The organism is Natronosporangium hydrolyticum (assembly GCF_016925615.1).
Taxonomy (GTDB): Bacteria; Actinomycetota; Actinomycetes; order Mycobacteriales; family Micromonosporaceae; genus Natronosporangium; species Natronosporangium hydrolyticum.
Genome location: NZ_CP070499.1, coordinates 4,755,582 through 4,774,022, shown reverse-complemented (window position 1 = coordinate 4,774,022; position 18,441 = coordinate 4,755,582). Strand labels below are relative to the sequence as shown.

Sequence of the window (18,441 nt, the reverse complement as noted above, 5' to 3'; positions counted from 1 at the left end):
CCGTTCTGTTCGAGGGTGGCGGTCAGGAGGAGGAGACTCGGTCACCGGGCGGGGCGTTGGCCTCCCGTCTTGCCTGGTCGAGCTGGACGCGTTGCTGGATACGTTCAGAGACCGCGCGGAGTAGCCGTTGACCGATCGGCGGTAAGTCAGGGTCGCCAGGTCGGGCGAGCTCCCAGGCATAGCGGGTCGCCCGCGTGCCGCCGCCGGTGTCGTCGGCCTGGTCGTCGGTGGACAGGCCGAGCAGCGCCCGGACCCAGGCCCGGTTGTCGGCCCGGTGATCCTTCAAGGTCTTGCCGGACCACTGCCGAGACACGAGCACCCGCCGGCCGCCGAGGCCGAGGGTGGCCCGTTGGTGGACCCGTCCCCGACAGCGACCCGGGGCGAGCTTCGCGTGTGCCCGGTCCGGTTGGATGCCGTAGAGCAGCCAGTTCGCGCACCGCGGCGAGCACGGGGTCACCCGTAACTGTGCGTGGAACCGTTCCAGATGCGCCCGCTGCCGATCAGTGGTCGCGGCGTGGCAGTCGGCGGCTTGTTTGGTCAGGTACTTGGTGATGTAGCGGACGCAGCGGTCGGAGTCGGCCGAGCCGGCGGTGACGCCCTGGGCATGGACCTGGACCCCGAACCGGGCCACATGCACCGGCTGCGCGTCCGGGTCGTTGTCGACCTGGTCCAGCGCCTCACCCCAGGTTTGCAACGGGCGCCCGGTGTCCGGGTCGACGTATCCGCCGGTGTGCTCGTCCCAGACCGGTAGGTGGTCGGGGCGGTATCGCAGCCCGTCGACGGGCGGCCACCACACCTGGTGGTAGGTGGCGGCCGCGACCTGCCGCAGCAGCGCCCGGGAGATGGTGCCCCGGATCGCGAAGTGTGCATGGGGAGCGAGCCGCCGTTGCGGTTCCACGCTCCCGGCGTATTGGACGTTCCAACCGACCGCGCGGCGCAGGTTCTGCCAGAACCGGTCGAGCAGCCGAGGGAAGTGGACCGCATCCCACGCCGCCGCCCGGTAGTCGTAGCTGTTCGGGTCGGCCGGTGTGCCGTCACCGAGGACCCGCCCGTACGAGGGCAGGGTGAGGGTGAGAAACAGCGACGGCCGGTAGGTCTTGCCATCGGGCGCCTGATACTCCCGGCCTACGGTGCGCGGCTGGACGGGTCGCCGAGGTAGGTCGGGCGCGTCCTGCCGCCGCCGGGTGGAACGCACCCGACGTTCCCCGCCGGTGTCCGGGTCGTCGGGTTGCCGGTGGGAGGGTGCCGCCTGACCACGCAACCCGGCCGCCGAGATCTCCTCATCCAGTTCGGCGATAGCCGCATCAACGTCAGCCAGCTCCGCCGCCCGCGTGTCCGGGTCGCTGGGCCGCAGCATCATCTGCGCCCGCTCGAACTCCAGGTGCGCCCGCAGCACCACCAACCCCTGCTGCTCGTCGGTAGGCCGATCCGGGAGGGGTAGCGGCTCCTCGGCCCGGTGCCAGCCTTCGCGGATCTGCTGTTGCCGCAGCCGCCGGGCACGCGTTGCGCAGGGTTTGCACTTGTCTTCGCGGGTGGCACCGCAGGGCAGGTCAACCAGCTCGGTCGTACCGGTTTCCAGGTCGGTACGGCGCAGGCTCACCGGCCGTGCGCACACCCCGTGCTCGGCCGCCAGTTCTTTCAACACGTCTACTGTGCGGGGTAGTCGGAGACGGGCCGCCCGCGATCCCGGCCGAGGCGCCGAGCACGGTTCCCCGGTGCCCGCCTCCGGTGATGCCGGAGCGAGTCCCGGTAGTGTCTGCTGTTGCGTACTCACTGGCGCTCACCTCCCGCCAGTTCGACGCCGACCCCTGCCCGGCAGAGCTGGCGTAGCTCATGGAACTCTTGCCCGCTCCGATGGAGCCGATGACGAGAGATTGCGGCGAGTTCGCCGATCAGACCTTGTAGTTCGGTTTCTGCGGCAGCAGCCGCCTTGTGGGCCACGGCGGACGTTTCGTAGTCGCCGCGTGCGCGCGCTTCGGTCGCCGCAGTGTTGGCCGAGTCGAGCCGAGACACGACCTGTCGACGGTCAGCCTCGATAGCTTCAAGCGACCGGAAACCGTTGGCAGCACTGGTCATCGGGTCACCTCCCGAGTCAGCGTCGGCACCGAGGCGCCACCGTTGCTGCCGTTGTGGCTGGTGAACAGGGTCACCGGCTCCGGCTCGACCGGCTGCGGCTCGACCGGGGCTGGCTGGTCGGGCAGGGTCGCGGGTCGGTGGCGCTGCACAGTGCGTTCCGACAGGCCGAGCCGGGCAGCGATCTCGGCATCGCTGGCCGAAGGTGTGTCCGTCACGGCCTTGCCGACCCGTTGCGCAGCGGTGGGCCGCCGCCTGGTCGTAGCCCGCTTCTTGCCGCCGGTGGTCGCCGGCTTGCTGGCCGCCATCGTCTCCGCCGAGGCCGCCGAGGTGACCGCAGTGTTTGCCGGAGTCGGCTCGGCCGCAGCGGGTTGCGGCTGGTCGACGGGTTTCGTGTCGTCAGGTGTCGACACGGGACGACCGCTACGGGTCACCACCTCGACCGAGAGCAGGAACGCCACCGGCGCCGCCAGCGCCACCAGCCGCGCGGTCACGGTCGGCTCGGCCGAGGCGACGTTAGCCGCCAGCGTCGCCGCTACCCCGGTGATAACCGCCAGCCGTGCCGCCATGCGTGGCCGCCGACCCAGCCGGCCGTCTTCGATCAGCGCCATGGCCCCGACCACGATCAGCCCGTCAATGGCGATCGGCAGACTGTAGGCCACCCAGGTCCGCTCACCGGCGCCGATGGCTACCGAGGCGATATGGGAGAAGCTCGCCGCCCCGGCCACCGCGGCGACCAGCACCGCAGCCGCACGGGCCGCCACCCGAGTCCACAACGTCGCCCAGTCACGTGTCTGATTGCTCATGCCGCCAACCCCCAACCGTTCTCACGCGAACCGCGCCCCCCGGCACCAGACCCAGGCCCGGACGCTGGGCCAGGCCGAGGCTTGCGCGGCGGGACGGTGTGCCCGTCGATCACGCCACCGGGCCGATAGGTGCCTGCCATGTCGCGGATGTCGTCATCGGCCAGGAAGGAGAACCGCACCCGCACCGGGGTCGGGTCACCATCGAGCACCACAAAGCCGACGCCGGGTAGGGCTTGCGGGATCTGGTCGCAGACCGCGCCCCGGTCGCGCATACCGTCGCCCAGCACCAGGTCTACTTGGGAGGATTCGGCCAGCCGCAGTCCGATCCGGGTGGGGAACAGGTCCCGGAACGGCAGCACCTCTTTACGCGGGTCCTGCAACGCCGCCAGGACATGTACCCCGACCGCCCGACCCTGGGTGAGCAGCAGCCCGAGCGCGGCCCGGATGCGTTCTTTGAGCTTGCGATCAGCCAGGTACGCCGTGAGCGCGGCTAGCTCGTCGACGACCAGCACGATCAACGGCTCGTCGGTGGTGGGGGTGTGCTGGCGGGTGTGCCCCCGCAACCTGGCCGCCCGCTCCCGAGCCACGGTCACCGCCTGGTCGAGCAGGTCGGCCATGGCCGCGTAGTCTTCGCAGGCGAACTTGGCGAACAGCGGCAGCCCGGGGCCGAGTTCCATGCCGCCTTTCGGGTCGAACCCCCACAGGCGTACCTGACCGGAGGCGACCCCGCCGGCGAGCGAGCGGACGAACGACCAGATCACCGAGCCTTTACCCGCCCCGGTCGCGCCGGCCACCAGCACCTGAGTCCCGAACAGGCGCAGCTCGTAGGTTTGCCCGTCTTCGCGGACCCCGAGCGGCAGCGCCCGAAAATCCGGGGTCGAGGCGACCGGCAACACTGGCACCACCCCGGCCAGCGGGTCACGCCGCACCATCGTCAGATACACCAACCCGGGCTTGCGGTGCGGACGCACCCGCACCCCCACCACCCCGAAGGTGTGCGCGAACCGCTCCGAAACCTTGGCGAAGTCTTCCGGGATCTGCCCGGTGACCATCCGCACCAGCAGCACATCCAACCCACGCCGCGCGGCGACCTTCTTCACCTCCGGCAGCAGCTCCCGGCCGTTGAACCGCACCACCAGCCCGGCAGTGGACATCGCCGACCACCACCGCCGCCGGTAGGTAAACCGGCGCCACCGGCTCAGTAGCCGCAGCCAGCACCACTTGTCGAACGACGCCCGGTCGATGCTGTACCAGGCCACCAGCCCACCGGCCACCGCGACCAGGGCAGCGACCGGACCCGGCCAGCCCAGGCGCCACCACAACCCCGCCAGCGCCAGCACCGGGGCGGAGATCCACCACCAGCGCACCGCGACGACCACGGCCAGGGTCAAGGTTTTGAGGCACCACCAGATCGCCATCAGCCACAGCGGCACCCGCACCACCGGGGTACGGACCATCACCGGACGTTGCAGCATCATCGGCGGCACGTCGGGAACCCGGTCCCCGCGCACCACCCCCACAAACGGACGCGGCATCACCGACCACCCCCCGCCACCACCGGCAGACGGCAGCCGCCGGCACGGTCGAACTGGAACGGCCGACGTGCCCGCGACCGGCGAAACGCCTCGATCGCGGCACCCGCCACGCTGCCCGGGTACACCCGAGCCTCGACCACCGACGCCAGCACCACCGCCGCGTGATGGACACATCCGGCCACCGAGTCGCCGGCACGGTCGACCACCCGCACCGCATCAACCGGGCCGTCACACGGCGACCAGTCCTCGGGATGCGCCGCCGCACACCCCACCGGCCGGGGCATCACCGGCTACCCCCGCACACGTCCGCCGCCAAGCCGGCGTCGGTGATCAGCCGCAGCAGCAACCCACACGGCAACGCGCCGACGTAGTCCCGGTAGCAGGTGCCAGACTCGCCAACCCAGTCCTCAATCCGTACGTCTTCCAGAAGCGGCAGCACCGCTTTGACGTCGCCCGGCCTGGCACCGGTGACCTCTAGTTCCGGCCCGACGTGGCTGAAGCCGTGCGGGTCGTGCAGCGCCCGCCACACCAGCTCGGCGACGACAGCGCCGTCCTGGGCATGCATCGGAGTACGGGCGTTCTCGGGTACGTTGAACATCACCAGCCCCTTTCGAGAGTGGTTGGGGTGGCGCGGGACGGGCTGGAGTTCTTGGCGGAAGGAAGGCCCGCCCCGCGCCTGCTTACAGAGGAGTTAGACGGCCGGCTTCTCCGACCGCTTGACGCTGGCCGCGCCGGCCGACTGCGGAGCGGACATCGACTCAGCACGGACTGACCAGGCCAGCCGGGAGCGGCACTTGTCGGTGCAGCGACGCTGCGAGTTGACGTACGGGGTCACCGTGACCCCGGTGAACTCCACGATGGGCGGGTAGCCGGGCGCGGTCGGCTCCGGCACCGTAGGCGCGTAGTCGGAGGCGATCTTGACCTTTGCCTCCATCGGAGAGCCGAACTTGCCGGCCTCCGGGTCCAGGTCGAGCACCCGTACTTGCCAGAGCCGCTTACCGGACTCCTTATCCCGCGCCTGGTCGTCGGCGCCTTTGGCGTCGAAGTCCTTCACCGGCTCGACCCCCAGGCACAGCGCACCGTGGGGAAACACGTAGTCGGACGGCACTGGCACCTTCATGGTCAGCGGAACCATGAAACCTCCCTGTTCGTCAGAGCGCACCTCTGCCAACGGGAAAGCTTTCTCGCCGAATGTAAAGAGAAAGTTCCACGGGGGAGAGATAACTATTTGTAGTTTTCTCCACCCTCGAATTTTTCGAGGTGTAAAACTTAAACATGTTATACCTGTTCACAAGATCCAGTGTAGAGGCGCCTCCCCCTTTCGTCAAGGTCGATCGAGCCGCCTTCACTGGTTCCCTCTCGGCTCCACGGCGGCCCACCGATCATGCGGCCTACTGACGGGACGTGGTCAGGGCATGGCTGGACGTGTCAGAGAAGTCTCGCGTATCGTGAGCATCTGCCGGGACGTCCTGACGCGGGGAGCCGATGCCGAACGACCGCCTGCGTACCGCATTGCTCGAACGCGGTATCACCCCTGTAGACCTCGCGACCGCCTTGCAGGTCGACCCCAAGAGCGTCGAACGCTGGCTCAAAGGCCGCACCCCGTACCGGCGCCACCGCTACGCCGTAGCCGCTCACTTGCAAATGGACGAGGCGTACCTGTGGCCCGACGCGCTCACCTCTGACCAGGTGAGCAACGCCGCCGAGAGCGAAATCATCAACGTCTACCCCCATCGATGGGGCGTGCCGTCCGACCTGTGGCGGGACTTCTTCGGCAACGCCGAGGAGAGCATCAACGTCCTGGTCTATAGTGGCCTGTTTCTCGCCGAGGACCACGGCCTACAACGCCTCTTCCGGCAGAAGGCCGAGGCCGGGGCCAGCGTGCGGATTCTGCTCGGCGACCCGGAGAGCAGCCCGGTAGCCCAACGCGGCGCCGACGAGAGCATTGATGACACGATGGCCGCCCGGATCAGGAACGCCATCGTGCTCTACCAGCCGTTGCGGCAGGTCGATGGGATCGAGTTCCGGCTACACGGCACCGTGCTCTACAACTCCATCTTCGGCGCCGATGACCAGGTCCTGGTCAACACCCACATTTACAGCTTCCCCGCCTCCCAGGCTCCGGTGCTGCACCTGCGCCGGGTCGCCGGAGGCGACATGGTCACCACCTACCTGGACAGTTTCGAGCGCGTCTGGGACGGCGCCACCCCGCTGAAGTGAGGTAACCCGGATGGGCCGACGCATCGACTACTACGACGACCCAGCCGCGCCACCGGCCAACAGCGTCGTACCGTCGGCAAACGCCGTGGTCACCAACGACGCCGGGCAGCTGCTTCTGATCCACCGCACCGACAACGACAACTGGTCACTACCCGGCGGTGCGATGGACCTCGGCGAATCACTGCCGCAGTGCGCCGTGCGGGAGACCTTCGAGGAGACCGGCGTACACGTCGAGGTCACCGGCCTGGTCGGCATCTTCACCGACCCCAAACACGTGATCCACTACACCAGCAACGACGAGGTACGCCAAGAGTTCTCGGTCGTGTTCACCGCCCGCCCCACCGGCGGCACCCCCACCCCGAGCAGCGAATCCCGGGAGGTCCACTGGGTCACCCTCGACCAGCTCGACACACTCACCATGGACCCATCGATGCGCATGCGCATCAACCGCTACCTCGCCGACGACCCCCACCCGCACCTTGGCTAGCAGCTGGATCGGCGCCGGAGCCGAGGTATTCGCCGCCGTCGGCACCGTCGGCGCGTTCCTGGTCGGCTTCCTGCTGCTGCGCCGCGAACATCGTCGCGAGGCCGAACGCGCCGAGGACGAGCGCCGCGCCCAGGCTTCCCGTATCAGCGCGTGGGTCGAGGCACACCGCAAACCCGACGGCATCCGGCAGGTTGCCTTCCACATCCACAACGCGAGCGAGATGCCGATCTACGAGGTAGAGCTACCGTCGGCCGTCCCCGACCAGCCCGACCCCGAACAGGCCGCCGAGTTCATCGGCCTCATCCCACCCGGCCAGACCGTGCGCCGACCCGCCCCCGCCGAGTGGCAGCGCACCTACGTCGAAGCCGAACCGATCCAGATCGAGTTTCTCGACAGCGCAGGCCGCCGCTGGGTACGCGACGAGCAAGGCGCCCTGTCTGCTGTCGACCGCTAGCCGGCCAGCGCTGCCCGTACGGCGCGTTCGGCCTGCTCGATGCGGGGCCGGGCTTCTTTCATGGACTCGGCGACCAGGTGCCCGTCACCGTAGCGGGCGAAGATCTCCGCAAGCCGTGTGTCGACCTCGACCGGGGCGCCGTCCGGGCTGGTCGTCATGTCGGCGAAGGTCAACGCGTCGGTCAGGATGCCCTCGACCGGGGCGAACTCGGCCGCCAGCTCCTCGCCCAGGCCCCGGTTACCCGCCTCGATGCAGGCGCACGAGTGGTGCGCCACCAGCCGGCACAGCAGCTCACCGGCCCCGACCACATCGCGCAGATACCTCGCGCCGTCGAGCGGATGGAACCCGGTCACGGCCAGGTCGGGGGAGTAGCCGATGTCATGCAGCCACGCCGAACAGACCAACACGTCGGCATCCTGACCAACCACTGAGGAGACCGACTCCGCTTTGGCCGCCACGCCGATCGAATGGCGCCAGCGACGCGGCAGCGGCTCTTCTAGCAGCTCACGGGCCAGCTCGCGAGCCCAGGCGACATCATGCACACCGTTGAGGCTAGTCGAGGCCCGGTCACTGGCGCTGTCGGACGAACCGGCCCCGCCCGTGCACCGCTTCGACCAGGCCCGCACCCTCCAACTCGGCCAGCGCATGTCGGGCGGTACCCCGCGAAACCCCGTGCGACTGCGCTAACGCCGATTCGCTGGGCAGCGGGTCGCCGGGCGCCAGGTCGCCGGAGTCGATCAGCGCCCGCAGCTGCGCCGCCACGGCCCGATACTGCGGCACCGACCCGCCGGCCCCGCCCTGCGCGTCGGCTACCACCCGACCCCGACCCGGGTGCGTCACGATCAGCCCATCGGCCGCCAGCTGGTCCAGCGCCCGCCGCAGCGTGTTCCGCGCCACCGCGTACTGCTCGCACAAGTCCGCCTCAGAAGGCAGCGCCGCCCCCGGGGCGAACTCGCCCCCGGCGATCCGCTCCCGCAGCGCCGTAGCGATCTCCCGGTACGCCCCCCAGGCGGTAGAGCGTGGGCTCACCAGCGACGACCCTCCATCCACACGCCCCCGAGTGTAGACCTGCCCCACCGGCACACCCGGCTAGTCGGCGGCGCCGGGCACCCGCAGACCCTTTCGCGCCGCCCGGTGCAGCACCGCCGCCAACGAGTCGGCCACCGACGCCGACACCTGGCCCAGCTCCACCACCGGTACGCCCTCTCGGCCCGACCCGGCGCCCAGGAGCGGGAACGCCCGCCCCACGTCGAACCCGACCTCTTCAAGAGCCAACGCCAGCGCATCCGCTGTCTGTAACGCGTCCGACTCCGGACGCTGCCCCGGTTCGCCCACTGGCAACCCCTGCTCTCAACGGCCACACTTGCGGCCCACCCGCATCAATATCGGCCCACTCAGCATTCACACCGGACGCTCCGGCTTGCACCCCACGAGCGGGACGTCTTGGGACTTCTTCGCTAAGCTTGGGTGATGACTCCGACACCAGGAGTGGCGGAATGAAGCATCCCCTCACCCGAGCGCTCCACAGCGCCGGCCTGCGCCCGGCCGACATCGCCGCCCGACTCGCCGTCGACCCCAAGACCGTCGAACGCTGGCTCGCCGGCCGCGTGCCCTACCCGCGCCACCGCGCCGCCCTGCTCAAGCTCACCGGCTGGCAGGCCCGCGACCTGTGGCCCCAGCTGGCGCCCCCGGCCACCTCCGAGACCGCCGCCGACGAGATCCGGGTCATCTACCCCAACCGCGCCGCCGTGCCCGTCGACGCCTGGCACCGGCTGTTCGCCGCCGCCACCCGAGAAATCAGCATCATCGCCTACAGTGGCCTCTTCCTCGCCGAAGACGCCGCCATCCTGCGGCTACTGCGAGACAAGGCTCGCGCAGGCGTACGGGTGCGGATCGCGCTGGGCGACCCCACCGGCCGGCACGCCGCGCAACGCGGCAGCGAGGAAGGCATACACGACATCCTCGCCACCCGTATCCACCACGCGCTGATCCTGTACCGGCCCGTCGTCGACGAGCCGGGACTCTGCCTGCGGCTGCACGACACCGTGCTCTACAACTCGATCTACCGCGCCGATGACCAGCTACTGGTCAACACCCACACCCACGGATGCCCCGCCTCCCACGCCCCGGTGCTGCACCTGCACCGCCGTCACACCGAGGGCATGGCCGCGACCTACCTCGAAGCGTTCGAGCGGATCTGGGCCGCCGCCCGCGACCCCGAACCAGCCGCCCCGGCCCGCCGGCGGTGAGCGTCGGTGACCGGGAACGGTGAGTTCGCCCGGTAGATGCTCCGCCGGCCCAGCGGCAGCAACGGCCACCAGCCCAGATGCCGACGATCGGCCAACCGGGTCCAGGCCAGCACCCGCCCTACCCGCACCGCCGCCGACAGATCCCACACCCCGGCCCGCCGATACACCATCAGCTGCTGGTCGCCGTCCCACCAGACCTCGACACTCGTCCCGGGCAGCCGCACCGGCCGCCCCGGCACCAACCGCGCCATGCCAACCTGACCGGGCACATCATCAGGCCGGGACATAGCTCGACCCCCACACCCCGTCATGATCGACCGCATCGAGCGCTTCGATCAGCTCCCGCACCGCCGGATCGCCCTCGTACTCACCGGCGGCTTTCCGCAGTGCCGACAGCGCCCGCCGCAGCCGCCCGGACTGGACCTGCTCAGTCGACCGCACCGCCATCGCGCCCCAGTACACCGCCGACTCCAGCTCACCCCCAGAGATCTGCAGCAGCGCCAGCCGCGCCGTACACAACGCGTGCCCCCGCCCACAGGTATCGCGGTCGAGCGCGTCAACCGCCTCGGTCAGCCGCCGCTGCGCCTCCGCCACGTCGGCCGCCGACCCGGTGTGCCCCGACAACTCGGCCATCGCATGCCCCGTCGCCGCCGCCAAACTCCCCGGCCGCCGCAGCGTGCCCACCCACCCCGGCGCCTCCGGATCGGCCTCGGCGTAGGTGTCCTCCGCCAACACGATCTGCCGCCGGCACTCATCGACCGACCCGGCAGCGCCGTAGATCCGCGCCTTCACCCAGTGCAGCATCATCCGCACCGCCGCCGCCGGCCGCTCATCACCACCCACAAGCCGGATCACATCCAACGCGTCATCGTGATAGCCCAGATGACTGTGATGGGCCGCCGAGTCCGCCACAATGTGCGCCCGCAAGTCATGATCCTCAGCCCGCACCGCGAAGAACAACGCCATCCGGAACAGGCTGCGCGCCGCCTCATGACTGCCCACATCGAACGACGCCCACGCCGCCCGAGCCGCGATCACCGCCAACTGCCGAAACAACGGCCGCTGCTCCGGATCAAACCCGCTGGTCGGTTCCGCCATTGCCACCGCCCACCGCAACACCGTCTTCGCGAACTGGCTCGGCAGCGCCCCACCAAACCGCAGATCACAGCGCGCCAGCATGTCCCCGAACTCGGCCAGCTGCGCCACATCCGGCACCCCCGCCACCGTCGGCACCGCCGGCCGACCCGTCGAATCCAGCAGCCGCCGCAACGGCTCCCCGAGCTGACCCCCGACCGCGATCGCCCCGACCGCAGCGTTGAACGCCAACCGGCGCATATCGGTCAATTGCCCCGGTCGCCAGCTCCGCCCCCGACGACCCGGCGCCGACTCCCGCTGCTCCGCGATCGCCGCCGCAGCATCAGCCAACGAAACCCCGGTGACCTTCTCGTACGCCGCCAACACCGCCGGAGTGATCGGCCGACCATGCTCCCCACGCTCGACCTTGCTCAGATGCCCATGCGACATACCCACCTGACGGGCCACCCGCCGAAGCGGAACCCCCATACTCTCCCGGATCGCCCGCAACGTCGGACCATCGTAAGCAGCCACCACACGGCCTCCCTTCGTCTGGAAGAGGGCACGACCGCCCATCGACCGGCCGCCGCGCCCCACAACAGGACGCCGAAACGGTGGCCAGCCCACCACCGGCCACCGCCCGGCGAGGCCGGTGCAGACTTACCAACCGTTGGCGACTCCGGTGCCGCACCAGCGCCCACACCCAGACTCGACACAACGGCACGGCAGCATAAGCACGCACATCGAGACGTCCTGGGACGACAACCCCGTCCCCACCAGCACCGACACCGCCCACACGATCCCGCGTAGGTGGGGGGCCGCGCACGTTGCCGAATTCGCCTCTACAGGATCAAGGCGCCGCGCTTCGCGCGGCGCACCGGGCGCGCTCCGGGCCGCACTGCGGGCGGCGCTCCGCGCCGTCCTCGCGCGCCCCGGCACACCGCACTCAACACGGACACCCGATCAGAACAGGCAGTGGCTTACGGCCGTGACGATCGCCGAGGGTGGTCACCCACCGTCGAGGTCTGGGCGATCGCTGCCGCGCCGCTACGCGGCTTGCCGCCGAGAATCCCAGGTCACCCGGTCTCTGATGTGATCATCAGCAGATAAACCGTGTGCGGCTCGCCTTACTGTCGAGTGGCCCCATCCTTCGCGATAGACTCCGACACAACGACTCGACGAAGGGGAGCTATCTCAAGAGATTAGGATAGCTCTGAACTCGGGCGTGGTAATACGACTGCAACCAGAGAGCGCGGCTTGGTTCTTTGCCAGGGAGGTCTTATGCCGGAGTTTGAGATCGAGATTAATGAAGGCGAAGACCGCGATGATCTCGCCGAACTCTGCGGCATGTACTGGACTACGAGTGAAGATGGCTCATTTACTTACACAGTCGAAGCCTTGGCAAAACGTTTTGGGGAGCCGTCTCATAGAATTAGCAGACTCGTCAGCAAGTCATGCTTTGCGCGTTCTACGAGCCGGCGTTGCAGCGAATGCAATCAAGGATTTGTCTACAAGTCGCGGTCGGAGTGGAATTCGAGTACTCGCCACGTCTCCGGCCGGTGCCGGACTTGCATCCAGGCGGAAGAGCAACGGTTGAGGAAGGAGCGTGAGCGCGCGAATGCTGAAATGAGGAACCAGGTTCTTCAGCTGGTTACCGTAGTGGACGACGAGTCTGAGATTTACGCTGAGGATCTCGACATGTCGGCAGCCTTTGTTTTGGCCGCTCTCCTCGAGGACGCAGAGGAAATCTCGCAAGGAATCACCACGCCCGTTTGTGATCGCACGGATCGCCTCACTCCTACCCCCAACTACGACCATAAGCTGTTGCGGGATGTCTCCAGTCTGGGTCTGGTGAAAATTCATCCCTCGTCGTCACTCGACGCCTTCGTCTGGGAAGAAGACCGGACCTTGGGTGAGGCCTATCATCCTGCACGCGCCTCGTTCTACCTGTGTGGCTCCGGCAGTCTCGCAAGTCGCGCAGACGCGTACCTCAAGAACTTCGCTCAGACTCTCTCGCGCACGTCTTGGCCCGATCGATGGGTGGACCGATTCTCCGCATTCTGGTTCGACGTGGCTACGGCGGAATGCGAGGCATATCTTGTATACCTGCTTCGGCAACATGGACTCAACTTTACGCCGGGACAGAAGACCGACGAGGTCCTTCGACGCGCCCTCAAGTGGTATTCGATTGGCCAGGTTTACTATTTTATATGGCGAGCGGCTAAAGACAGTACAGCCTATCGCGCCCGAGAGAGGGTTTCAGCGAAACAAGCTGCTAATAGCGCTGTGACTCGCATATCAACGGACATTGAGCGAGCATATGCAAACGGTTGGCAGGTTAGCACCTTCAGGCGTGACTCACGCCTACCCCTGTCAACCCTCTCCCATATTCTATTCAGGCGCGCACTCGAACTCGACGACCCTATGTCCTACTCACCCGCCGGTCTACCTATGCGGAGAGCTGGGCTGGAACTCGCTTGGGAGAATATCGACTCTAGGGTCTTCGAACAGCTCATATTCCAGCTAGTCGCCGAGACCGACGGTTATGAGAATGTTGAATGGCTGATGCATACCAACGCGCCCGATCACGGCCGTGACGTTAGCGCGTTTCGCACGCGTCGGGACCCTTTAAGTGGTCATAGTTCACAAAGGGTCGCCATTCAGTGCAAACATTGGCTCACTCGCCCCATTCGTGATGTAGATGTCAATTCGGCGATCGTAAGTATTAGCCATTGGGACAGCCCGCCATTCGATGTTCTGGTTATCGCGACCAGTGGGCGCTTTACCGCTGACGCCGTTAGCTGGATTGAGCGTCACAATTCCGGAGGCGGGCGACCTAGTGTTGAGATGTGGAATGACGCTAGACTAGAACTACTACTAAACGAACGCCTTCACCTAGTACGCGCATACGAATTGCGCTAACACTTTGGACCACGGGATAGGCGTACACTCAGCATCATCGACATAGGGCTCTCCGTAATGGTGACGCCTGCGCTTGATCCGACTCGTCGACATTCTCATGGGCGTACCCCTACGGATTCCACTACAACTGGAGTCAGAAAGTGCTGGGAGAGTTCGGAAGACCTTACGAACGTTCGCCCTGGTCAGGCGGTTGATCCGTCCGGTTTCGGATGATCTTCGGTGGCGCTGGAGTTTTGGGGTCTAATCCCGCGCTGCTTGCCCTGCCCCCTCAAGATCAGGGGGCGCGGGTTCGCTACCCGTCACCGTCGACCGGGCTGAGCCGAGCCGGAACTTGGCCCGCGGTCAAGGTCGTTCCTCCGGTTGGGCGCTCCACCTTGACCGGGGGCCAGGACCCAATGCCGTTAAGGTAGGGCGTCTGGGCAGGCCAGGATGGGTGTGGGTGGTCCGGCATGTCGGATGATCTTGTCGGTGGGTCGCTTGACGCGGTAGGAGTTGTGGCGGGCGCGTTTCACCGCGCGGGGGCAGGTACGTTGACGCCGTCGTGGGTTGAGATGCCGCAGGATTTCCTGTGTGGACTCGGCGATCGCTTCGGTGAGGTGTTCAGGGGGAAATAGCCGCCTGGTCGGTGACCTGGCGGCGGACCACACGAAGGCCACGTATGAACGATGTCCGGTCGGGGTCGTAGCCAGCCTCGTCGGCGGCGTCGACCAGTAGGGCGCGGATGCCGTAGTGTGCCAGCAGCAGGCCCCACAGCTCCTGCTCGACCAACTCGGGGGTCTTCGACCGCAACACTTGGCCACGGCCCCGCAGGTCGGTCTTGACCTCGTCGATAGCCGATTCCTCTTCCCAGCGCTGGTGGTAGGCGCCGGCCAGCTCGCCAGCGTCGACCTGCCGCGGATCCAGCATGGTGGTGACCACGGCGATCAGCTCACCGCCGGGGTTACGGTCGGGCACGGTGTACTCGACCACCCGCACCAGGCGGGCCAGTTCGGCAGGCACCTCGGCGCCGGTTTTGGCCGCCGCGGCCAGCCGGGCACGCCGGTCGGCGTCCAGCCCGGGCCGGTAGATCAGGGCCAGGTAGGAGCCGTCGGCCAGCCACCGCAGGTGCCCGATCGACACCGACGCGCCGATGCGCCAGAGCAGGTCAGCACCCGTATCGGCGAAGCTGTTGAACAACTCCCAGGAGTACAAGCCGGCATCGGCGGTGACCAGCATGTCCGGCTCGATCTTGTCGACCAGTTCGGCGGCCAGGGTTCGTTCCCCGGCGCGGGCCGCGCCGGGCACCGCGGCCACGATCGCCCGGGTGCCGCACTCGGCCAGGGCCATCACCTGCAGTTTCGGGAACGCCGAAGCCTTCGGACCCGACCCGATCCGCCCGAAATGTTCCACGTTGGCGTCGCTGTCGGGCACGTCGAAGCTGGTGCCGTCGATAGCCATCAGCCGGCGCCTTGCCAGCCACGCCCCCTTCGTACCAGTGGTGGCGATCGGCACCGCTGCCCGGTCGAACAGTTCCTTGACCGGTGCCGCACCCAGCCGTTTACGGGCCTGGCAGATCGCCGAGGCGGTGGGCACCTGCCAGTCATCGACCCACGAACCGAGCTTACGAAGGTTCCCCACCAGCCGCCGCATCACTTCCTCATAGGACTCGTTTGAGTACAGGCCCAAGGCGATCGCGTAGCGGATCATCACATGAGCAGGAAGCAGCCGGCGGCGTTTCTCCCGTACACCGGTGTCGTTGATGACTTCCTCGATCAGGTCCCGGCCGAACCTCGCCGACAGCACACCCAGCCCGATGTGGTCGGTCAGCCGGTCACCCGAAACCTGCTCATCTTCCTGCCCCTGCGGCACCGCCATGACCGGGAACGGTAACCCACCCGCCGGCGCAACGCTCACCCCACCGCGCTGACCTCGAAAAACGCCCCTACCTTAACGGCATTGGGCCAGGACCCGGCTCCACTGGCGTGCGTCCGACGGCGACGGGATGGCGAACCGGCCACGCGTGCTCTGGCGAGCCCGAGGGGGTGTTCAGTTTCGTCAGCGTCGTGCGCTCTTCCCATGCATCCCGGGATCACTCAGGTCCCCGCTCTTCGCGAAGGTCACCTCGCCAGTGTCGAGGCTGTACCACGTCTGCGAGTACTTGTTGTTTCTTCGGTCGATGACTATGACGCGACGCTCCAACCGGCCCCGCTCGCCATTCCATACGGTGCGATCCGTGACCTCCTCATACGGCTTCACCTGCCCAGCCGGCGCGTCGCGCTTCCTGACTCGAACCTCCTCACGAATCACCAGAACACTCTCTTGGTCAACGATGTGTCGATCTCGACCGTCGCACCCCGGGCACGGGTTCTCGTCCGCGCGAAGAGCGCGCCCACAAGCCTCGTTTCCGCAAACTATCCATGCCATGATCAGACGGTACAACTGGGACAGTCTGAACCACACCACCCTTGGGTATGCCCGACCAGCTAGTCGACAGTAGGGGGATAGCGACTCGACGCGAGCCGGCCGTATGGAGCCCGTCAACGCTGCCTTGACGGATGAGCCCCTATCGGACGGACCGACATCTCTGGGTACACAGTGTGCTACTGGGGGTAGCACTAGAGTCCTTCAGTAAGATGTGGCACCATCCTCACATGGCAGTCCGCGCGCGCGTCGAGATTGATGACTCACTCACCTTCGGTGACCTTTACCAATTCGTTGATCTCGCACGCGCGAGCAACACTCCGCCCGATACCAAGGTGACTTTGGTGCCAGCGAGCGACCGTGAACCTGACCTTGGCATAGGTGGACTTGAGGTCGAAGTCACCATCGCGGGGCTCGACTCGCAGTTTCGCCCCTCGACCGACGAGGTCCGGCAGCTACTTGAGGTGATCGAGAGCGCTGCAGAGGACGGGGATGCCAGAGGGGTGCTGCCGGAGCTTCAGGAGTGGCGAGACCGGTTGTTGAGGTACACCTGATGAACGGGCCGATCGTGCTCGGCCCAGCAGTCCCTGAGCGGGCAGCAACCGCGGGCCCAAATCGGTGCGGGCTCCCAAGCCGAGTTGAGACCACCTGTCGCGAAAGGCCGTCCGCCCTCTCCGACCCCTACTAAGCTGCTTTACAGCAGCCGGGTAGAGCAACCGACCCGACCACGAGGAGCAGTCCGGCCACCGCACAGGGCGGTTGACCTCGCGTTGGACGCCAGCCGAATCAAAGGGCCGGAAGTTCGGGACGATTGGGCCATAGTCCATGATCCACAAGTACAGATCCAGTACAACCGGGGTCAGAAGGTGCCGCGAGAGGTCGAGAGACGTTGCGAGCGTTCGCCCTGGTCAGGCGGCTGATCCGTCCGGTTTCGGATGATCTTCGGGAGCGCTGGAGTTTAGGGGTTCGAATCCCCTCAGCTCCACAAAATGTAGGCCCTGACCAGCAAGAACGCGGTCCCACATCCCTGGACAGCGACGACCCAGCGCGTGGAGCGTTGGCCGGCCTGATGATCTTCCACGGTCTGCGGCCCAGACAACTACGCACCCTTCAGATAACCGACATCCGTGACGGCCGCCTCCACGCTGACGGCCTGGTCATCCTGCTCGCCGATGAAGCCCGCGCGAGGCTCAACACTTACCTGGAGTTCCGCGCAAAGCGATGGCCAGCAACCGCCAACCCGTACGTATTCATCAACCACATCACGGCGAACCGCATGATGCAGTTCGCCTACTCGTGGGTGGACGACAGGCTCGGCATCCTCGCGCACCGGCTACGCGAGGACCGCATTCTCGACGAGATCCAGGCCACCGCCGGCGACCTGTTCGGCCTCCGAATCCACAGCACCCTGCGATACGCGAAGACCCTAGCCACCCAGACCTCGCCACCGAGACACCCAGCGACCCGAACAGCCGTGGCGTGCCGTTGGCTGACCGTGAATACGTCGACAGCCGCAACGCGTCCGCGGTGGCACGCGCCGAGGACATCACGCACCTGCTCGAGGCGCTGGAGGCCGGACGTTCAGCACGCAGGTGGGCGGGCCCGCCTGCGTGGCTGCACGGGGATCTTCACCCAGCCAACCTCCTCGTGCACGACGGGCGGGTCCGGGCCATCATCGACTTCGGCGACGTCACCTCTGGCGATCCTGCGACGGACTTGGCGGTGGTATGGATGTTCCTGCCCAGCCACGTTCGCGAAGGCTTCTGGTCCGCCTACGCCTCGACCGCGACGCACGTCGACGGCGAACTCGTTCTTCGCGCACGAGCCTGGGCAGCCGCCTTCGCCCTGGTATTCCTGGCGCATTCGGCGGACAACCGGCAGATGGCCGCGATCGGGAGAACCACATCCCGGGCCCTCCGAGACGAACGGCTGGTTTGAGACTTCAGGGGCCTGTCCCGAGAGGACCTGTCGCCTGACGTCGAGAAGCGACTGAACCAAGAAGAGTTGGGCCGCCTCGGTGGCTGCCCAGGGGCACAGCTGCTTCGCGCCGGTTGAGACTTCCGGCCTGTGGATGGCCGGGTCAAGGCTGTTGCCGGCGTGCCCGGCCCGGCTCGCCTCCGCACGGTGCGGGTGCGAGCGGCTCAGCCGCAGCCCGTGCGGCCCCGCCGCGGCGGGTGGCCCCCTTCCCCGTTGATCTAGGGCGCGCCACGGGGACGCACCG

The 18,441-nt window shown here is 67.3% G+C and carries 21 protein-coding genes; 7 read left to right on the top strand and 14 right to left on the bottom strand.

Features of this window, described 5'->3' with window-relative positions:
- Positions 1-22: 22 nt before the first annotated feature.
- From JQS43_RS21370 to JQS43_RS21340, 7 genes are all read right to left on the bottom strand, one after another.
- On the bottom strand, positions 23-1,774 hold the full coding sequence (locus tag JQS43_RS21370) for a replication initiator (RefSeq protein WP_420847610.1): 1,752 nt from the start codon (positions 1,772-1,774) through the stop codon (positions 23-25).
- Positions 1,771-2,076 carry a hypothetical protein gene (locus tag JQS43_RS21365; RefSeq protein ID WP_239676162.1) on the bottom strand — a complete coding sequence of 102 codons (306 nt, stop codon included), beginning with the start codon at positions 2,074-2,076 and terminating at the stop codon, positions 1,771-1,773. The genes JQS43_RS21370 and JQS43_RS21365 overlap by 4 nt, the downstream gene beginning before the upstream one ends.
- Positions 2,073-2,879, bottom strand: a complete 807-nt coding sequence (locus tag JQS43_RS21360; protein ID WP_239676161.1) for a DUF2637 domain-containing protein — start codon at positions 2,877-2,879, stop codon at positions 2,073-2,075. The genes JQS43_RS21365 and JQS43_RS21360 overlap by 4 nt, the downstream gene beginning before the upstream one ends.
- The gene (locus tag JQS43_RS21355) at positions 2,876-4,414 is read right to left on the bottom strand and encodes an FtsK/SpoIIIE domain-containing protein (protein ID WP_239676160.1); all 1,539 of its coding nucleotides are present in this window, start codon (positions 4,412-4,414) and stop codon (positions 2,876-2,878) included. The genes JQS43_RS21360 and JQS43_RS21355 overlap by 4 nt, the downstream gene beginning before the upstream one ends.
- A complete protein-coding gene (locus tag JQS43_RS21350; protein WP_239676159.1) occupies positions 4,414-4,698 on the bottom strand; it encodes a hypothetical protein in 285 nt (94 codons plus the stop codon). Before JQS43_RS21350 ends, JQS43_RS21355 begins: the two co-directional genes overlap by 1 nt.
- Positions 4,698-5,012 carry a hypothetical protein gene (locus JQS43_RS21345; RefSeq protein ID WP_239676158.1) on the bottom strand — a complete coding sequence of 105 codons (315 nt, stop codon included), beginning with the start codon at positions 5,010-5,012 and terminating at the stop codon, positions 4,698-4,700. The genes JQS43_RS21350 and JQS43_RS21345 overlap by 1 nt, the downstream gene beginning before the upstream one ends.
- A 93-nt stretch (positions 5,013-5,105) precedes the next feature.
- Entirely contained in the window at positions 5,106-5,549 is a 444-nt protein-coding gene (locus tag JQS43_RS21340; RefSeq protein ID WP_239676157.1) for a hypothetical protein, read from the bottom strand.
- A gap of 350 nt (positions 5,550-5,899) precedes the next feature.
- On the opposite strand from JQS43_RS21340, the gene JQS43_RS21335 reads away from it, so the two are divergent.
- The 3 genes from JQS43_RS21335 to JQS43_RS21325 are packed head-to-tail and all read left to right on the top strand — an operon-like array spanning position 5,900 to position 7,575.
- Positions 5,900-6,634 carry a helix-turn-helix domain-containing protein gene (locus tag JQS43_RS21335; RefSeq protein WP_239676156.1) on the top strand — a complete coding sequence of 245 codons (735 nt, stop codon included), beginning with the start codon at positions 5,900-5,902 and terminating at the stop codon, positions 6,632-6,634.
- Positions 6,635-6,644: 10 nt separating this feature from the next.
- Positions 6,645-7,121, top strand: coding sequence for an NUDIX domain-containing protein (locus JQS43_RS21330; protein ID WP_239676155.1), 477 nt, complete (start codon positions 6,645-6,647; stop codon positions 7,119-7,121).
- Positions 7,114-7,575: a hypothetical protein gene (locus JQS43_RS21325; protein ID WP_239676154.1), complete on the top strand. Its 462-nt coding sequence runs from the start codon at positions 7,114-7,116 to the stop codon at positions 7,573-7,575. Before JQS43_RS21330 ends, JQS43_RS21325 begins: the two co-directional genes overlap by 8 nt.
- On the opposite strand, the gene JQS43_RS21320 is transcribed toward JQS43_RS21325, so the two are convergent.
- From JQS43_RS21320 to JQS43_RS21310, 3 genes are read right to left on the bottom strand one after another with little or no spacing between them, the layout of a single operon-like run.
- Positions 7,572-8,117: an HD domain-containing protein gene (locus tag JQS43_RS21320; protein WP_239676153.1), complete on the bottom strand. Its 546-nt coding sequence runs from the start codon at positions 8,115-8,117 to the stop codon at positions 7,572-7,574. The two genes, JQS43_RS21325 and JQS43_RS21320, sit on opposite strands and share 4 nt — an antisense overlap.
- A gap of 25 nt (positions 8,118-8,142) precedes the next feature.
- On the bottom strand, positions 8,143-8,604 hold the full coding sequence (locus JQS43_RS21315) for a GntR family transcriptional regulator (protein WP_239676152.1): 462 nt from the start codon (positions 8,602-8,604) through the stop codon (positions 8,143-8,145).
- Positions 8,605-8,664: 60 nt separating this feature from the next.
- Positions 8,665-8,910 carry a hypothetical protein gene (locus JQS43_RS21310; RefSeq protein WP_239676151.1) on the bottom strand — a complete coding sequence of 82 codons (246 nt, stop codon included), beginning with the start codon at positions 8,908-8,910 and terminating at the stop codon, positions 8,665-8,667.
- 161 nt (positions 8,911-9,071) lie between these two features.
- Between JQS43_RS21310 and JQS43_RS21305 the strand changes: the two genes are divergently transcribed.
- Positions 9,072-9,824 (top strand): phospholipase D-like domain-containing protein, encoded by a 753-nt coding sequence (locus tag JQS43_RS21305; RefSeq protein WP_239676150.1) that lies wholly within the window; start codon positions 9,072-9,074, stop codon positions 9,822-9,824.
- Here JQS43_RS21305 and JQS43_RS21300 read toward each other — a convergent pair.
- Entirely contained in the window at positions 9,749-10,111 is a 363-nt protein-coding gene (locus tag JQS43_RS21300) for a hypothetical protein (protein WP_239676149.1), read from the bottom strand. The two genes, JQS43_RS21305 and JQS43_RS21300, sit on opposite strands and share 76 nt — an antisense overlap.
- On the bottom strand, positions 10,098-11,432 hold the full coding sequence (locus tag JQS43_RS21295; RefSeq protein ID WP_239676148.1) for a helix-turn-helix domain-containing protein: 1,335 nt from the start codon (positions 11,430-11,432) through the stop codon (positions 10,098-10,100). Before JQS43_RS21295 ends, JQS43_RS21300 begins: the two co-directional genes overlap by 14 nt.
- 747 nt (positions 11,433-12,179) lie before the next feature.
- Between JQS43_RS21295 and JQS43_RS21290 the strand changes: the two genes are divergently transcribed.
- Positions 12,180-13,820: a restriction endonuclease gene (locus JQS43_RS21290; RefSeq protein WP_239676147.1), complete on the top strand. Its 1,641-nt coding sequence runs from the start codon at positions 12,180-12,182 to the stop codon at positions 13,818-13,820.
- Between the two features lie 600 nt (positions 13,821-14,420).
- Here JQS43_RS21290 and JQS43_RS21285 read toward each other — a convergent pair.
- Together JQS43_RS21285 and JQS43_RS21280 are read right to left on the bottom strand one after the other, a co-directional pair.
- A complete protein-coding gene (locus tag JQS43_RS21285) occupies positions 14,421-15,674 on the bottom strand; it encodes an IS4 family transposase (protein WP_239675868.1) in 1,254 nt (417 codons plus the stop codon).
- A gap of 180 nt (positions 15,675-15,854) precedes the next feature.
- Positions 15,855-16,106 (bottom strand): hypothetical protein, encoded by a 252-nt coding sequence (locus JQS43_RS21280; protein WP_239676146.1) that lies wholly within the window; start codon positions 16,104-16,106, stop codon positions 15,855-15,857.
- A 344-nt stretch (positions 16,107-16,450) separates the two neighbouring features.
- On the opposite strand from JQS43_RS21280, the gene JQS43_RS21275 reads away from it, so the two are divergent.
- On the top strand, positions 16,451-16,774 hold the full coding sequence (locus JQS43_RS21275; protein ID WP_239676145.1) for a hypothetical protein: 324 nt from the start codon (positions 16,451-16,453) through the stop codon (positions 16,772-16,774).
- A gap of 667 nt (positions 16,775-17,441) precedes the next feature.
- Entirely contained in the window at positions 17,442-18,158 is a 717-nt protein-coding gene (locus tag JQS43_RS26210) for a phosphotransferase (RefSeq protein WP_338037132.1), read from the top strand.
- The last annotated feature ends 283 nt before the right edge of the window (positions 18,159-18,441 follow it).

Bases quoted from the DNA above. Each gene is read 5' to 3' on its own strand.
- JQS43_RS21300 (WP_239676149.1), bottom strand. From the start codon at position 10,111: ATGTCCCGGCCTGATGATGTGCCCGGTCAGGTTGGCATGGCGCGGTTG.
- JQS43_RS21345 (WP_239676158.1), bottom strand. From the start codon at position 5,012: ATGTTCAACGTACCCGAGAACGCCCGTACTCCGATGCATGCCCAGGAC.
- JQS43_RS21285 (WP_239675868.1), bottom strand. From the start codon at position 15,674: ATGGCGGTGCCGCAGGGGCAGGAAGATGAGCAGGTTTCGGGTGACCGG.
- JQS43_RS21340 (WP_239676157.1), bottom strand. From the start codon at position 5,549: ATGGTTCCGCTGACCATGAAGGTGCCAGTGCCGTCCGACTACGTGTTT.
- JQS43_RS21275 (WP_239676145.1), top strand. From the start codon at position 16,451: ATGGCAGTCCGCGCGCGCGTCGAGATTGATGACTCACTCACCTTCGGT.
- JQS43_RS21360 (WP_239676161.1), bottom strand. From the start codon at position 2,879: ATGAGCAATCAGACACGTGACTGGGCGACGTTGTGGACTCGGGTGGCG.
- JQS43_RS21355 (WP_239676160.1), bottom strand. From the start codon at position 4,414: ATGCCGCGTCCGTTTGTGGGGGTGGTGCGCGGGGACCGGGTTCCCGAC.
- JQS43_RS21330 (WP_239676155.1), top strand. From the start codon at position 6,645: ATGGGCCGACGCATCGACTACTACGACGACCCAGCCGCGCCACCGGCC.
- JQS43_RS21305 (WP_239676150.1), top strand. From the start codon at position 9,072: ATGAAGCATCCCCTCACCCGAGCGCTCCACAGCGCCGGCCTGCGCCCG.
- JQS43_RS21350 (WP_239676159.1), bottom strand. From the start codon at position 4,698: ATGCCCCGGCCGGTGGGGTGTGCGGCGGCGCATCCCGAGGACTGGTCG.
- JQS43_RS21335 (WP_239676156.1), top strand. From the start codon at position 5,900: ATGCCGAACGACCGCCTGCGTACCGCATTGCTCGAACGCGGTATCACC.
- JQS43_RS21365 (WP_239676162.1), bottom strand. From the start codon at position 2,076: ATGACCAGTGCTGCCAACGGTTTCCGGTCGCTTGAAGCTATCGAGGCT.
- JQS43_RS21290 (WP_239676147.1), top strand. From the start codon at position 12,180: ATGCCGGAGTTTGAGATCGAGATTAATGAAGGCGAAGACCGCGATGAT.
- JQS43_RS26210 (WP_338037132.1), top strand. From the start codon at position 17,442: ATGGCCAGCAACCGCCAACCCGTACGTATTCATCAACCACATCACGGC.